General features: G+C 51.2%; 12 protein-coding genes. 3 read left to right on the top strand and 9 right to left on the bottom strand.

The features are described from left to right. Positions 1-41 precede the first annotated feature (41 nt). The 3 genes from M0L20_RS06065 to M0L20_RS06055 form a co-directional block, all read right to left on the bottom strand. The gene (locus M0L20_RS06065; RefSeq protein ID WP_248476111.1) at positions 42-2612 is read right to left on the bottom strand and encodes a TonB-dependent receptor; all 2571 of its coding nucleotides are present in this window, start codon (positions 2610-2612) and stop codon (positions 42-44) included. Positions 2613-2716: 104 nt separating this feature from the next. Then, on the bottom strand, positions 2717-3064 hold the full coding sequence (locus tag M0L20_RS06060; protein WP_232559961.1) for a winged helix-turn-helix domain-containing protein: 348 nt from the start codon (positions 3062-3064) through the stop codon (positions 2717-2719). Positions 3065-3423: 359 nt separating this feature from the next. Beyond that, complete coding sequence (locus M0L20_RS06055) at positions 3424-5442, bottom strand: hypothetical protein (RefSeq protein ID WP_248476109.1); 2019 nt, start codon at positions 5440-5442, stop codon at positions 3424-3426. A 215-nt stretch (positions 5443-5657) separates the two neighbouring features. On the opposite strand from M0L20_RS06055, the gene M0L20_RS06050 reads away from it, so the two are divergent. Together M0L20_RS06050 and cydB are read left to right on the top strand one after the other, a co-directional pair. After that, positions 5658-7028, top strand: a complete 1371-nt coding sequence (locus tag M0L20_RS06050; protein WP_248476108.1) for a cytochrome ubiquinol oxidase subunit I — start codon at positions 5658-5660, stop codon at positions 7026-7028. A gap of 112 nt (positions 7029-7140) precedes the next feature. Continuing rightward, positions 7141-8175: a cytochrome d ubiquinol oxidase subunit II gene (gene cydB, locus M0L20_RS06045; protein WP_232559958.1), complete on the top strand. Its 1035-nt coding sequence runs from the start codon at positions 7141-7143 to the stop codon at positions 8173-8175. 171 nt (positions 8176-8346) lie between these two features. On the opposite strand, the gene M0L20_RS06040 is transcribed toward cydB, so the two are convergent. The 6 genes from M0L20_RS06040 to M0L20_RS06015 all read right to left on the bottom strand — a co-directional run bounded on the left by M0L20_RS06040 (position 8347) and on the right by M0L20_RS06015 (position 13234). Beyond that, positions 8347-9072, bottom strand: coding sequence for an endonuclease V (locus tag M0L20_RS06040; RefSeq protein WP_248476106.1), 726 nt, complete (start codon positions 9070-9072; stop codon positions 8347-8349). A gap of 120 nt (positions 9073-9192) precedes the next feature. Beyond that, complete coding sequence (locus M0L20_RS06035) at positions 9193-9609, bottom strand: putative toxin-antitoxin system toxin component, PIN family (RefSeq protein WP_248476105.1); 417 nt, start codon at positions 9607-9609, stop codon at positions 9193-9195. After that, the gene (locus M0L20_RS06030; protein WP_232559955.1) at positions 9606-9827 is read right to left on the bottom strand and encodes a DUF8507 family protein; all 222 of its coding nucleotides are present in this window, start codon (positions 9825-9827) and stop codon (positions 9606-9608) included. Before M0L20_RS06030 ends, M0L20_RS06035 begins: the two co-directional genes overlap by 4 nt. A 54-nt stretch (positions 9828-9881) precedes the next feature. After that, entirely contained in the window at positions 9882-11405 is a 1524-nt protein-coding gene (locus tag M0L20_RS06025) for a S41 family peptidase (protein ID WP_248476103.1), read from the bottom strand. 50 nt (positions 11406-11455) lie between these two features. Next, positions 11456-12607, bottom strand: a complete 1152-nt coding sequence (locus tag M0L20_RS06020; protein WP_248476102.1) for a helix-turn-helix domain-containing protein — start codon at positions 12605-12607, stop codon at positions 11456-11458. Positions 12608-12613: 6 nt separating this feature from the next. Then, entirely contained in the window at positions 12614-13234 is a 621-nt protein-coding gene (locus M0L20_RS06015; protein WP_232559952.1) for a hypothetical protein, read from the bottom strand. 265 nt (positions 13235-13499) lie between these two features. Between M0L20_RS06015 and M0L20_RS06010 the strand changes: the two genes are divergently transcribed. Continuing rightward, positions 13500-14750 carry a hypothetical protein gene (locus M0L20_RS06010; RefSeq protein WP_248476099.1) on the top strand — a complete coding sequence of 417 codons (1251 nt, stop codon included), beginning with the start codon at positions 13500-13502 and terminating at the stop codon, positions 14748-14750. Positions 14751-14759: the final 9 nt, after the last annotated feature.

Below are 14759 nucleotides of genomic sequence, written 5' to 3'. Positions count from 1 at the left end.
CTTGCTACACAAAATCAGGGCTTTTTAGCTTGTTCCCTAATTTACTGTGGGATGTTTAGTGTCACTGTTGCATAATAAAACCCGCCTACGCTTGGTCCGGCGGTGAAGGTCGTGTACGAACGATTCAGCAGATTGGTAGCGCCCAATTTGAAGGAGAGTGGGCCGAACGTTCGGGCTGGTAGCGCGTAGCTGATCTGTGCGTCGAAGGTATTGATCGCGGGAACCATACCCGTCGCCAGCGACGATTGCCACAGAAACGAACTCTGGTATTTGTAATTGATAGAAAAACCAAAACCATTGCCTAAGTCGGGGTTCGAGACGCTTAGATTCGTTATCCATTGAGGTGTGTTAAAGGCTTCTTCCAGGCCGTCGCCTTGGTCCGTACGGTCGAGTCGGGCCAGTGACGCGTTGCCGGAAAATACCCAATTATGACCTGCCGAGTACCGTAGGCCCAGACTGGAACCGTAGTTGTACACCGTCGTTTTGGAATTGGTCCAGAGCCGGTAGCGGTCCTGCTGGTTACGGTCAGCCAGGTAGTAGGGAATCGAATCCGGGTTACTTCGTTTCGGAATGTTAGCTTCGACCTGAGCAATGAAATTGCGGTAAACGTTGTAGTAAAAATCGACGTCTACGTATAGTTTCTTCGTGAAAAATAGCCCTTTGTACCCAACCTCAAGGCTATTGACCTGCTCTGGTTTTAGGTATGTATACGTATTGGGTCGAAGCAGCCCTTTGTTTTTCTGAATAGCCTGCTCGGTGGTTAACTTATTCGTATTGACGTCGGTGGTAATCGCGTTCTGGAAGGCGTCAATGGAAGTGCGGAAGTACGAGTTCTCGAAAATACCCTGCGACATGATTTTTAGCCCGCCAACGCGCTTGACCCCTCCCGAATTGACGTTCGAGAACGCTTCGAAAAGCGACGGAAACCGGTAACCGGTCTGGTAAGAAGCGCGAAAATTGTGGTTCTCGGTGGGGGAGAAGACGAGCGAAACGCGTGGATTGATTTTAGGGTCGAAATAGCGGTTTTTATCAACCCGTACCGATCCACGCAGGCTCAACCGATCACCGAAAAACGACCGCGACGCCTGAACGAAGCCGCCGGTTTTACCGTAAATCAGATTGTGATCGGTACGGTCAGGATTGATAAAATAATTACCATCGGGGAAAACAACATACCGTCGGTAATCGAAACCCGCCAGCAGATCAATGCCCGTTTTTTGGCGGAAACCAGCCCACAAAACACGTGTTGGTTCTACCTGGCCTTCCACATGGTACATCCACGATTTTACGCGCAGAGCCGCGCCAATGTCCCAGTTGTTGATATTGCGTAGTCTGGCGATCTGGCTGTCGAACGTTTCTGAACCCGGCTGTGGGCGGCCTGCATCGGCGAAGGTGCGGGCGGTTGCCAGCGCATTGGCGATGGGTTGACCAGCCGCCGTACTAGCCGTGAATTGATTCGTAAAATCAGTAAACCACTGATTATCGGATTTGAACGACTTGTCGATGTTTTCGGCCATCGAGCGGATATTGTACGAATCGCCGGTGTTCTCGCGGGTCCGGTACGCCCGGATCTGCACCGACGGTGATTCGAGCGTCAGGCCATGCTGGTCGAGGACGTAATTGTCGAGCCGGAACCGGTTTGTACGCTGGTAGACATTGTCGAGTGTAGCTGCTTTGTAGCGATAAGAGATCGTTAACTTCGGCAGAATACGCCAGAAAATAGCCGCGTCGCCCCGGAGGTTATTCAGGCTCAAATCCGTTGTTTCGTTTTCAAAATACCCCGTGCGAGACACCACGTAGCGCTTCCCGCCAATAGTCAGTGTGCGTCGGTTCGCTGATTCATCGCCGTAGTTGTTGACCAGATCACGACCGGGGTTTTCCGGGCCGGTTAGTCCAAGGGTTGTATTGGCATTAGGGTTCAAATCAGTTAAGTCGCGGGCAATCCAGTCGTAGCCCCGTTGGTAGGTTAGATTTATTTTGAAGGCCAGCCGCGAACCGATGGTATTCGCGTAGCGCAGACTGGTTTCGCTGAATACTTTCGCCGACGAGAGCGGATCGTTGATGTGGTTCACGCCTGTTTTCTGACTGATGCTTAATCCGCGCGACGTAAACGGATCTTTTGTAATGAGTTGCGCCAGGCCATTTAATGCATTCATGCCGTACAGCGCCGAAGCCGCGCCCGGTACAATCTCGACCCGCTGAATGTCCAGATCGGAGGGAGCCAGCGCGTTGGCAATGGGTGCTCCGATGTGAGGAGCTTGATTGTCCATACCATCAACAAGCTGCACAAACCGTACGTTTGTCGGATTGGCAAATCCCCGCGTGTTGTACACTTTGAAGCCCAGACTGGCGGTCATGAGTTGGACCCCTTTCAGGTTTTCGATCGCGTCGAAGTAAGAAAGTTGGGCCGCCATCCGAATCTGCCGCGCGTCGAGTACCTCAATACTCACCGGCGATTTCAGGACGCTTTCGGAGATGCGGGAAGCGGTGACAACAATCTCGTTCAGTTCAATTTTGCGAAGAGAATCTTTAGGGTTGACCGTACTATCAGGCAGCATTGTAGCCGCCACCGTCTGACTGGTAAAAAAAAGAAAGAGGAAGATGTGTTTCATGAATAAGCGTTATTGCCGGCGAAATATAACGCTTCGTTCTGTTTGTTGGGAAATAACGCTTTGTTTTCGTATCCTATGGTACCGTTCGAAGACATTCGGAGGGGTTAAGCCGGAAGGTTTGCCAGTTCGTCGGCCATAAATTTTTGGAATCGCTCGTGCAGGGCGCGGTAGTGGGCGAGGTATTTTTCACCTTCGGCGGTTACGACGGTGCCGCCCCCTTTTTCGCCCCCGGTTTGTGTAGTCACCAGTGGGGTTGCGGCCTGGGTATTCATGGAGTGCACCATTTCCCACGCCCGCTTGTACGACATGTTCATGGCTTTGGCCGCCTGATTGATCGAGCCAGTTCGCTGAATGTGACCGAGTAACTCGAGCCGACCAATACCGATAAACCGTTCTGCGCCGTCGGCAGAGACCGTTTCAAGCCAGATACGCCCGTTAATGCGAAGGTTCATGTCCGAAACAGAAGTTAATTCAGCCGCTAAAGTACGATAGAGCGGGCTTTTCTCAACGATGGGTGATCGTGGTTTTCAGGAGTAATCGATTGGTGATTCGTATGCCGTATCTCCAAGATACGGCATACGAATCACCAATCGATTACTTCCACTAGATCTATATCATTTCGCGGATCGTTGTACGCATAATCGTTTGGGAGAGGTGTCGGTTTTGGGAGAGGTGTCGGTTTCGGGAAAGGTGTCGGTTTCGGGAGAGGTGTCGGTTTCTCAAAACCGACACTTGGCGTCAGTAACCTGTGTCGGTTTTGAGAAACCGACACCACGTAGGTATAAAACATAGCGTCCTGGCCAGCCCCTAGCTATCGAGTGAATGCCTTTTTCAAGCGCACCAGTTCTTTATTCTTCAGGCTGATCGAATCGGTTGCCTGCCGACTGATGCTGTTAGCGACGCTGTCGGACATAAACCAGCCCAGCGGATATTTGGCGTTGTAGGCTAGCCGGAGCGTCAGGTAGTTCGTTTTAGGGTTGGCAAAGCGGTCGATGAAAGAGTTGAACATGTTGTCGCGGGTGATGGACCCATTGTCCCAGGCGTTGAAAAAAGCCAGCAGCGGAATCTGCACTTCCTGCAACACCGAGCGCTTCTTCGGTAGCTTACCGACCGTGTTGCTGTTTTGTATAAAAAGAATGTACGGAACAACCGTCACGCGTTCGAGCGTGTCCAGTCGCCGGATGAAAGGCACGAGATTGTTCAACAACTGAATGCAGGTTTCAACGCCGGAATTATCGAAATAACCGCCGTCCACTACGTGTCCGCCGTACAGTTGTTGGCGTCTGTTGTTCACCAGGGTATCTTTTTGGATTAAACCGCCGTTGGTGACAACCGGAAATCGACTACATAACGAAGCCGCCGTTTTTAGTGGAACATCAGCCTGAATGACATCCAGCGTCGAGAGGACATTCTTAAAATAGCGGGTGTCTAGTTGCAGATTCGAGGTGATTACTTTCTGACCCGATTCGGCGAGGGTTCCGTTCAGCAGCAGCGAAGGCAGGTCAAAATTGTAGCCAGTAGGGGTTTGATACAACTGGGTCAGCGACGAATCAAGCGTTTTCAAACCCAGATTGTCGTAATACGAACCTGACCAGGAGTCTTCCAACCACTTAGCTCGTTCCAGGGCCGATACGGGAACTGGCAGCAAGCGTTGCACGGATTCGGGAAATAGTAGTGTCGCTGATACCGCCGATAAGTAATCATCCCGAATGGCTTTTCGGAATTGTTCGAATCGTTTACTGCGTTCGTTTTTGGCGAAGTCACGCAGGAAAGCCGTATAGAAAACCGTTCCGACGCCCCCGCCCGATACGCCACTGAGCGCGTACACATGCCGACTAAAACCGGGAATGATGGAATCGAGTCGAATCAGGGTTTCGGCGGTCCAGTTCAACGCCCGAATGCCACCACCCTCTGCTGCGACAAGTACTAGCGGAATGGTGTCGCCATCTTCCTGCCGACGAGCGGCCACCCACTGTGTAAAATGAGCGGCCACCGTTGGGCGTTGGGCAATCGGGGGTACGGCAGCGTCGGTCGCCTGTCGAATGCTGGTGTTGTCGTTGAACGCACTGATTACGATCATGTACAGAAAGACCAGCAGAACCAGCGGACGGTAGCGGTAGTCGTTGAAATACACCACCAGACTACCCCAGAAGGTGTACATCGAAATACCGAAAATGATAATGGCCGTAGGCCGTAACCGACGAGCTAGTTCCCATTCGACGGGCAGGCTAAACAAGACGATCAGAAAAGCCGTCAACAGCAAGCCACCCGAAACGACCAATCGGCCTAAGGGATGCCGCCAAAGCTCCCGGATGTCCTGCCGGAAACTGGTGTACCGATCCGAAAAGCGCCAGTGTGCCGGCAGTTCGAAAACCGGAATTCGCTGCTCGACCCGGAGAAAGAGCACCAACATCAGACCACTTTCCAGCACCAGCAAATACGGCTGCCAGCGGTTAGGCTCCCAGAAGGCATAGGCCAAGATCAGCGCCGGAATCATGCCGCCGAGTTTGGGGAGCCAGCGCAACAGCCTGTCTGCTTCCTGATTGAGCCGAATCCCAACCGGCGAAATATGCAGAATCATGCGGGTGCTGCCATACACGGTCCAGCTCCAGATAAACGTGCTGAGCAGAATAAACTGAAACAACTGACTGAACACACCGCTGTCGATCACGGCATTGATCATGTCGGCGGCCTGGTCGGGAACGGTCAGGATGTAAAACGAAATAAGCAGCGTAACGATAACGACGAACGCATTTCGCTGCGTCTGGTAGAAGGCGGTAATGTAGTTTCTAGCCTGTTGCTGAAACGAGTGCGGTCGGGCAGGTTGCACGGTAATTGGATTGATTCATCAATTTGTTGAATGTAAAGCTTTGCGGGTTACCGAGGGATAAGACGACCGTATTTTTTTAGCGAAAATCCCGGCAAATTCGGTCCGCCGTGTGCGTTCCGGTTGTACCTTTCGGGTGATAGTTTTCTCGCCTTGTTCGCCTATAATCGCACCGTCTGTCTGCGACCTCGGCGATTCGTCCCTGCTATCGTATGGTTATGGACAATGTCGAATTACTCTCCCGAATTCAGTTCGCTTTCACCATCGCGTTTCATTACATCTACCCGCCCCTGAGCATTGGTCTGGGCGTTTGTCTGGTAGTGATGGAAGGGCTGTATCTCAAAACAAAAAACAAACTTTACGAAGAGCTGACCCGGTTCTGGGTCCGGATTTTTGCGCTAATCTTCGGGATTGGCGTAGCTACGGGGATCGTCATGGAGTTTGAGTTTGGCACCAACTGGGCTACCTACTCGCGTTACGTGGGCGATATCTTCGGGTCGGCGCTGGCGGCAGAAGGCATTTTCGCGTTCGCCTTGGAGTCGGCTTTTCTCGGTATTCTGCTGTTCGGCTGGAACAAGGTCAGCCCACGCGTGCATTTCATGGCGACTGTTCTGGTAGCACTGGGCTCTATTTTTTCGGCGCTCTGGATCGTCGTTGCCAACTCCTGGCAACAAACGCCATCGGGTTATCGGATCGAAGGACAAGGCATGCAGGCCCGCGCTATCGTCACGGATTTCTGGGCGATGGTTTTCAACCCGTCGTCGGTTGAGCGGTATTCGCACGTACTGATCGGTGCGTTGCTGGCTGGTTCGTTTCTGGTGTTGAGCGTGAGCGCGTGGTACATTCTCAAAAAGCAACACGTTGGTCACGCACAGGCCGCCTTCAAAATTGCGCTTTGGGTAGCGGCTGTTTCGGCCCTGGGTCAGTTGGTTACGGGGCATAAATCCGCCGAAGTCGTCACTAAGTACCAACCCGCGAAACTGGCCGCGATGGAAGGTCACTTCGAGAAATCGGCTCCTGCGGATATGTATTTGATGGGTTGGGTCAATGCGAAAGAACAAAAGACGATGGGCCTGAAAATTCCGGGTGGCTTATCGTTTCTGGTGCATCAGGATTTCAACCAGCCCATTCCCGGTCTGAACAGCATCAAACCCGAAAATCGCCCGACTGCGGTCAATTTCGTGTTTCAGACGTATCACCTCATGGTCGCCATCGGGATGACGCTTATTGCGCTGACCTTGTTTAGTTTGTACCTGCTTTACCGAAAAAAACTGTTCGAAACGCGCTGGCTGATGAGCGTTTTCGTTTTCGCGGTGTTCTTGCCGCAGATTGCTAATCAGGTGGGTTGGTATACGGCAGAGGTCGGTCGTCAGCCGTGGGTCGTGTACGGGTTGCTCCGCACCTCCAATGCCCTCTCGCAGGCGGTCAAAGCCGAGCACGTACTGGCGTCGCTGATTCTGTTCACGTTTATTTACGTAATGCTGTTTGCCTTGTTTTTGTACCTGCTAAACAAAAAAATTCAGCACGGCCCCGACGTGGATACGGAACAGGAAGAAACGTCGTCGCGCATGAATCCAGTACTCAACTAATGACCAAAGAGCGAATGAGTGATTGAGCGAAAGAGTGAAATAACTCACCGAATTAATCGCCATTCGACCAATCACTCGTTCGCCATTCGTTCAATCACTCATTCACTTCTTTATGGATACCATTCTTGGAATTGATCTACCCACGTGGTGGTTTTTGCTGATTGGCGCGCTGATCAGCGGTTACGGAATTTTAGATGGATTTGATCTGGGTGCGGGCGCGGTGCATTTGTTTTTTCGGAAAGAAGAAAGTCGCCGGATTGCACTCAATGCTATTGGGCCAGTCTGGGACGGGAACGAAGTATGGCTCGTTATCGGGGCGGGGGCTTTGTTTGCGGCTTTTCCGCTGGTGTACGGCACGATCCTGTCGGTCCTGTATTTGCCGTTTATTCTGTTTCTGGTCGCCATTATTTTCCGGGCGATCTCGATTGAGTTTCGGGGGAAGGAAGACATGAAGTGGTGGCGAAAACTGTGGGATGTCAGCTTTTGCGCGTCCAGTATCGTTATCTCGTTGTTGCTGGGACTGATTTTAGGGAATCTCATTCAGGGACTCCCGCTCAATGCAAATCACGAATTTGTGGGACGGCTGCGCGATTTTTTCAATCCGTACGCGCTGCTGGTTGCTGTTACGGTGCTGGCGCTGTTTATGATGCACGGGTCGATGTACCTGATCATGAAAACGGAAGACCGCATTTTTACCCGGCTGACCATCATTGCCAATAATACCAGCAAGTTTTTTATTCTGTGTTTCGTCGCTACGTCGATGGCAACGCTTATCTACGTGCCCCACATGACGGCTATTTTTAAGCAGCATCCGGCTTTGTTCGGTATTGCCATTGCCGCCGTGCTAATCGTTTTAAACATTCGTCGGAGCATCGAAAAACGGCAATATCAACGGGGGTTTATCTCGTCGTCGATCACGACCGCGCTGCTGTTGATTCTATTTGCGATGGGGCTGTACCCAAATCTGGTCTTGTCGAACGTTGATCCCAGAGGCCATATCAGCATCTACGAAGCGGCTTCGTCGGATGCTTCCCTGCGCACGATGCTGTTATTTGCCGTTATCGGGATGCCGCTGGTGGCTACGTATACCGTATTTATGTTTTGGACCTTCCGGGGAAAAGTGAAAATCGAAGATCACAGCTACTAAGCAGGTCTACTGATAATAATTTAGATTGTTTTTTGTCATGCTGACCGGCCCGCCGGAGCGGAAGGAAGCATCTTCGATAGCTGGGTTGATTCACTCATCCGAAGATGCTTCCTCTGTCAGTATGACAAAAACGCCATTATAAAATACTTTAAACTATTTTTGTTTGAGTACTTAATCCGTCAGATCAGGTCGTTCGCCTTTACGTAAGACGTTTACCAGATTATGCGTCCGGCGCGTCGGCTCGGGAATCCGGTAGCCGACTCCACGGTAGCCGCCGTGGAAGCGGCCACCGTCGCAGGCTAATGTAAGCGATATAGCGGTTTCCAGATCGATCAAATGACCGGGAGAGACGTAAACCGGATTGACTTTGTTTTTGGTCCGCAAAGCCGCGCCTACCACATCGCCGTAATGCATCATCGGCGACCAGGAACCTCGTTCGGGAGCAGGCTCTTCGTACTTACCCACCAGCACTGATTTGCCGCAGCCAAACGTTGGCCGGTTCAGGAATAAACCAGCGTGGGAAGCAATCCCGATCCGGCGCGGATGAGCCGTACCGTGACCGTCGAACATTACCACGTCGGGTTCGGTCTTTAGTTTGGCCCACGCCTGCAACAGCGACGGAATCTCACGGAACGACAGCAGACCCGGAATGTACGGAAACGGAGCCGTGCTGATTACCCCCGCTTCTTCGATGGTTTCGAGCGTTTCCAGATCTAGTACGACAATTCCGGCGTAGACCGTTTCCTCAAACTTGTTGAACGAAATATCGCAGCCCGCAATCGTCTTTGGCGGAGTTGTCAGCGGCTCGATCCGAATCTGCGAACGCAACTGTTTTTGCAGCGCGACGGCCTCAGCGGGTGAAACGTTCCAGTCGTGGAGGGGTTGGTAAGTGGCCATATGAACAAGAAAACGGGCTTTCACCTAACGAACGAGAACGGGTCGTGGTTTGAAAAGCTAGCTTATAGTTAGTTAGACGGTATGGACAACCGGTTTCTCCATGCGAACAAAGTGCTTGCACTAGCTGTCAGCCGTCTGTAGAAGTGATAAAAAATCCTGAATAGAAATGACGACCACTTTGGGAAATGGAATATCCCGAAGCGCACGGAAATGAGCATCGTTGGTAACAATATAGTCAGCTCCAGAAGAAATTGCAGTGTCAACAAATTTATTATCATCAGGGTCAATAGTAATTAGTTGCCAACGATAAAAAATTTCTGTTTGTACCGTATTGTCCTGTTTCAGAATCAACTCGATGATGTTTTCTGCAATCTGAGGAGTCATTTTCTGACCAGCGATTTCATGATACTCTGTCAAGATTTCGCTGGAAACTGCCAATTCAAACTTGCCGGATCTGAATGCGTCGAAGATGGGTCGGAAAGGTGAAATCTTGGGGGTAATCGCCAGTAAACAATTGGTATCTAGCACAATTCTCATTGCTGAATCCGGTAGGGAGTGCGTGAGTGTTCCCCCAGCCACTCGTCAACTTTTGTGGCGTCCCAATTATTTTGCTCAAAAAGCTGATCGACTTCGTTATCTATTTTCTGGGCAAAATAATCAGCCAATAGCTGACGAATTTCGTGTAGCTGCTTTTCAGAGATTGGTCTTGAAAAAGTCTTTAGAAGCTCAATTTGGAGGTTACTAAGCGCGGCCATAGTTCATAGCGTTTGAACAAAAATAATTAATTTCTAAATGCATACGAAGGAGCTTCAGTTTGAGCTTAAGTGCGTTCTGATCAATTTCTTTACAAAGTCCAGTTGGTCGTCGGTGTGCTCAAGGATGTTTTTCAGGCTGATCGGGACGGTGTAATCGGGTAGGGTTCCGCGTCCTCTGGCGTCTGTTTTTCCGACCGCCATGTTGTAGTAGACGAGTGGCGTACCCACCTGAATCTTGGAGTGAGGCAGTTCCAACGTAATAAAGCTTCCGCCATTTCCCCCTTCGTAAGCACCACCGGATTCTTCACCGATAAACACACCTACCTTGTTGGCGTGCGCAACGGCTAGAAACTCAGATGTGGTCGACGCACTCTGGCCATTCATGAGTACATAAACTTTTCCCCTGAATCGGTTTGGTTTGGGTGAGTACCGTTTGGGACCCCGACCACTGTCGCCCTGTCTGAGCGTAAACGTTCCATCCGGTTCGGGTATTAGTTCGTTTTTTATGTTCTTCCGATCAGCCTCCGACAAATCCGAAAACTGGATAAATTCCGAACTATCCGTAACACTATGTTGCCGGGCATAATATGGAGCCGCAGAATCGGACTTCATCAGGTACGTGAACAGTTCGATGCCCTGGCTATCCCAGCCGCCCGGATTATCCCGGAGGTCAATAATTAGGTTACGGGCTTTTTGTTTCTCAATCTTCGCCATCGTCTTATCCATGAATACCCGGAAGCGGGCCACGGCAGTTTCGTTGCTGGTAGCCCCTTCGCCACTGAAGCCGTCGATGCGCAGGTAGGCCGTTTGGGCAACGTCTTTCGGAAAGGAGAGCCGCCAGGGATGCTTCTGGTTCTTTTGATAATACCACGCGATCATTTGCTTGTTGACGGAATTCTTGATGTACCCCTTTAGCGACGTAGGGAAAGGCTGAGCCGGCACATCGACCTGAATTGTATCACCCGCCAGCGTCCTGAACGATAGTTGAAACGTATCCGGTTGCTCGACGAACCAATAGTAGAACAAGGCGAAAAGTGCGCCTTTCATGCTAGCCTCCTTCGAGGTCTGGATGTAGCCATCGGACCAGTGGTAGCGATACAGAATCTGTTGAATACTGGCCATATCCCGCCCGTTGATACGCAGTAGTTCGAAGCCCGGCTTGATAAGCGGGTTGGCAGTGCCGTTGAAGAGAACATACGAACGGTTCTGAATGGGCAGGATAAACAGCGGAAACGTTTTCCAGGTGTCGAAACCCCGTCGCCATTCTTTAGTCGGGAATGCGTGGGTGTGCGCACAGCGAATGTCAATGATAAGGGCTTCAATGGTTTGGTAAAAGGCATAGAACGGCATTAATTTCGTCAACGTACCGTCGATACTGTCCAGCTTGGCCTGCATGATTGCTTTGGGTGTGTAGCGGTACAGACCGGGATGGGTTTCTTCCAGCAAACGGCGGAAATACCGAAAGTCAGCCTGCATATCGGCGGGTTGCAGCATAGTGGTTTGCAAGGTGTCACGAACCGATTGGGCGTGTAGGGAGCAGGATAGAAGAAAAAAGAGAAGACGGTAGAGGTTGCTCATAATTCGCTGATTTTGGCCCAAAACAGGCTAAAACCAATGAGCGGATCCGCTCAAATCCGGATTTGAGCAGTGTTTTTCTTTTGTTGCGCCTGGTATTCGCCCGGCGACACGCCTGTCAGCTGCTTGAATGTTCGCTGAAAAGTAGCCTGTGAGTTGAAGCCACAGTCGAAGGCAATGCCCGTTAGGGTTAGGTACCCGTAAGCAGGATCAGTTAGCCGCTGCTTCACCGCATCAACGCGGTATTCGTTGACGAAGCCATTGAAGTTTTTGCGTACGTGCTGGTTCAGAACGGCGGAGATCAGTTTAGGACTTAATTGCGTATGCTGACCTAGTTTTTCAACCGTCAGTTCAGGATCTAAAAACAACTGCTTCGCCGACATAGCGTTCAAGAGCGCATCGACAACCGGCTTCACGGTTGCTTCGGGTAGTTCGGCACCCGCAGGTTTGAGAGACTGGACGACAGGGGTTGTTGATCGGGCGTGCAGATAACCTTTCAATCCCAGCCAATAAATTAGCACGGCAATAGGAACGTAGATCGGATACCAGCCAACGCGATCCAGTAGCGGTCCACGGGTAGCCGGGATGATGTACGGCACCAAGTGGATAAACCAGATAACCTGAAAAATCAGAAATGCGGTGAAAAACTGTCGGAGCAAGCGAAGGTTTTTTTCGTCCGGCTGTTTGGTCCGGGTGGCTCGATAACTGTTGAGCAAGCGACCCGTCAATACGAGATAAACCGTCAGCGAAATCCAGCGCGGAATGTCGGCGTAGGTGTTGTACTCCTGCATGGCGTGCCCCCAGGCAGGACCGCTTTTTCCGTCAACCAATCCCAGAAACTTTCCGATGAAAAATGTCCAGATGATTAGTGGAGACCCCAGATCCAGCACTGCCGGGTAAAAATGACGTCGTTCTTGCCGCCCTAGTTGAAACGCTGGATCCAGCATAGATTTGCTGTAGAAGTACATCAGGGGGCCGAGCGGCATGATGACGAAGAGTGGCAGCAAATCCAGTAGAAGCCCTACCCACGGGTTCGGTATGGGAACGCCCACGGCCAGACTCATCATGGCCAGCAACCCAATAAGCGTAGCCAAGAGTCGGTTCGATAATCGGTTCCCTTTGCCGTTGACCCACAGCAGCGTAGCCAGAATGAATCCTTGCAACGTACCCAGCAGCAGAAGCAGGTCAAAGGGAGCGATTGTCATACGGCCCTAATCCACAATTTTTACCTTGATCCGGTGTGGTGCTGGCTGGCTACCGCCGAAGTAAAGCCCGGTGGCGTAAGCAAACGATTTATCGTGCGTGAATGCAATTGGCTGACCACCCAATATCTGGTATACTTTGCGGTCATAGTCGATTTTTATTGTCAGCCGAGTGGGCTGATTGATAGCTGTTTCGGCTACTTTGAAGTCAACGCGTTTGCCCGCTACATAGGCATAGGCTCCCAGGTCGATACGTTTGGTCTTTGGATTATAACGCCAGCCGACCCGTGCGCCGTCGACCTGATGCGGAGGAACACCGTCCAGCGGCTGATCTTTCGATCCCACGAAACCTAATCCAATTACTTTGTTCCAGTCGTCGGCATCGACCGCGCCAATATCGTACACACAGCTACTGTCGAAGGTCACTTCGGCGGTTATCTGGCCGGGGCTTATCAACAACCCTACCTTTCGCTTCGGCATAGGCTCGTGTTCGCCCTCTTCGATAACCACCCAATCGGGATTGGACAGCAGAAAATCAGGTACACAAGCACTCATGCACAGACTAAGCAGGACAAAAAAGGCTTTTGCGACAAGCGCTGACGAACGTACCGGTGAAGGGAAGCGAAGCATAGGGATGAAGAGGAATGCGTACGGTTGTGCAAATAACGTCATAAATAAACGGATCTGTATCCCATTCACTCAGTCTAGTCAAAAGGGGTATTATGAAGAAAGTAAGATTAGCAGGCGTGGCCGATCGGTTGCTGATCGTTACTTACCTGAAAGACAAGATTGCTAGTGCCCCTGAGACTTAGCAATTGGTAGGATTATTTTTAGGCTAGCTGACGACGTTTTCGTAATTTTCAGCCTTGTTAGCCAAACCTTTACGAATCCTTTTATGGAATCCGCAATATCGTCATCAATACCATCTGTGCGGGCGTCTTCATCAACCCGGCTTGCGGGTTGGCGGCTAGGCATACCCGTTTACATTTACGCGGTTGTTTTTTCGTCCTTCTGCGTCGTAATGGGACTGCTGTGGGACATTATGTGGCACATGAGCATCGGGCGTGATGGCCTGCTGGCTCCTCCGCACGTAGTTATCTACGTTGGAGCGATTGTGTCAGGGCTGTTTTCGGCCTACCAGATTCTTAACCTTACGCTGACCAAAAACCATCCCGGTCGTTCGGCTGCTGTTCCCTTCTGGGGTGTTTTCTACGGACCGCTGGGGGCTATGTTCAGCGTATGGGGAGCGCTGGCTATGCTGACATCGGCTCCTTTCGACGACTGGTGGCATAACGCCTACGGACTCGACGTTCAGATTCTGACCCCGCCCCACACGATTTTAGCCATCGGTATTATGACCGTTCAGTTTGGCGCACTGGTTGGGGTGCTGTCTTTGCAGAATCAGTATCGGGGTAAATCCCTAATCCATAATTCGGATAGTGAACGGCAGGCTACACGCCTGAAATGGTTGTTCGCGATTTCGGCAGGTCTGTTGCTGATGATGCTCAATACACTCACGACTGAATCGATGGGGAGGCACGAGACTCATTCGTCAGGGTACTACGTCACGGGGGCGATTATTTTCCCGTTCTTTTTGCTGGCTGTTGCGCGGGCGTCGCTCTTGCGCTGGCCGCTCACGATCATCACCGCGATTTACACCCTAGGTATGCTAGCGCCCAGCTGGGTGCTACAGAATTTTTCGGCCACTCCCCGGCTGGGACCGATCAACAACCCCATTACGCATTACCAGCCGTTTATCTTTCCGGTACTGCTAGTTGTACCCGCCCTGGTACTCGACTGGCTAATGCATCGCTTCGATACAGTCAACAACGGGAAACGTAAACTTAATGATTGGGTGCTGGCCGCCTTGTATGCTGTAGTGTTTCTACTTGTATTGCTAGCGGTTCAGTGGCCCTTTGGAGAATTTTTGTTGAAGTCGCCGTACGCTCGTAATGGCTTCTTTCTGTCGTATTCCTGGAGTTATGATAATTCTCCTGACTGGAAATACCGCTACGATTATGCTCCCTGGAACATGCAGTCGTCCGCTGCTTTCTGGATGGGTTTCGGCAAGGCTTTGCTCTATGCTACGCTTTCGGCCCGTGTCGGTCTGCTTTGGGGAAATTGGATGAAACGAGTGGTACGGTAGAGAAGTCAG

This window comes from Spirosoma liriopis (assembly GCF_023196085.1).
Taxonomy (GTDB): Bacteria; Bacteroidota; Bacteroidia; order Cytophagales; family Spirosomataceae; genus Spirosoma; species Spirosoma oryzicola.
This window is presented reverse-complemented; position numbering and strand designations above follow the sequence as displayed.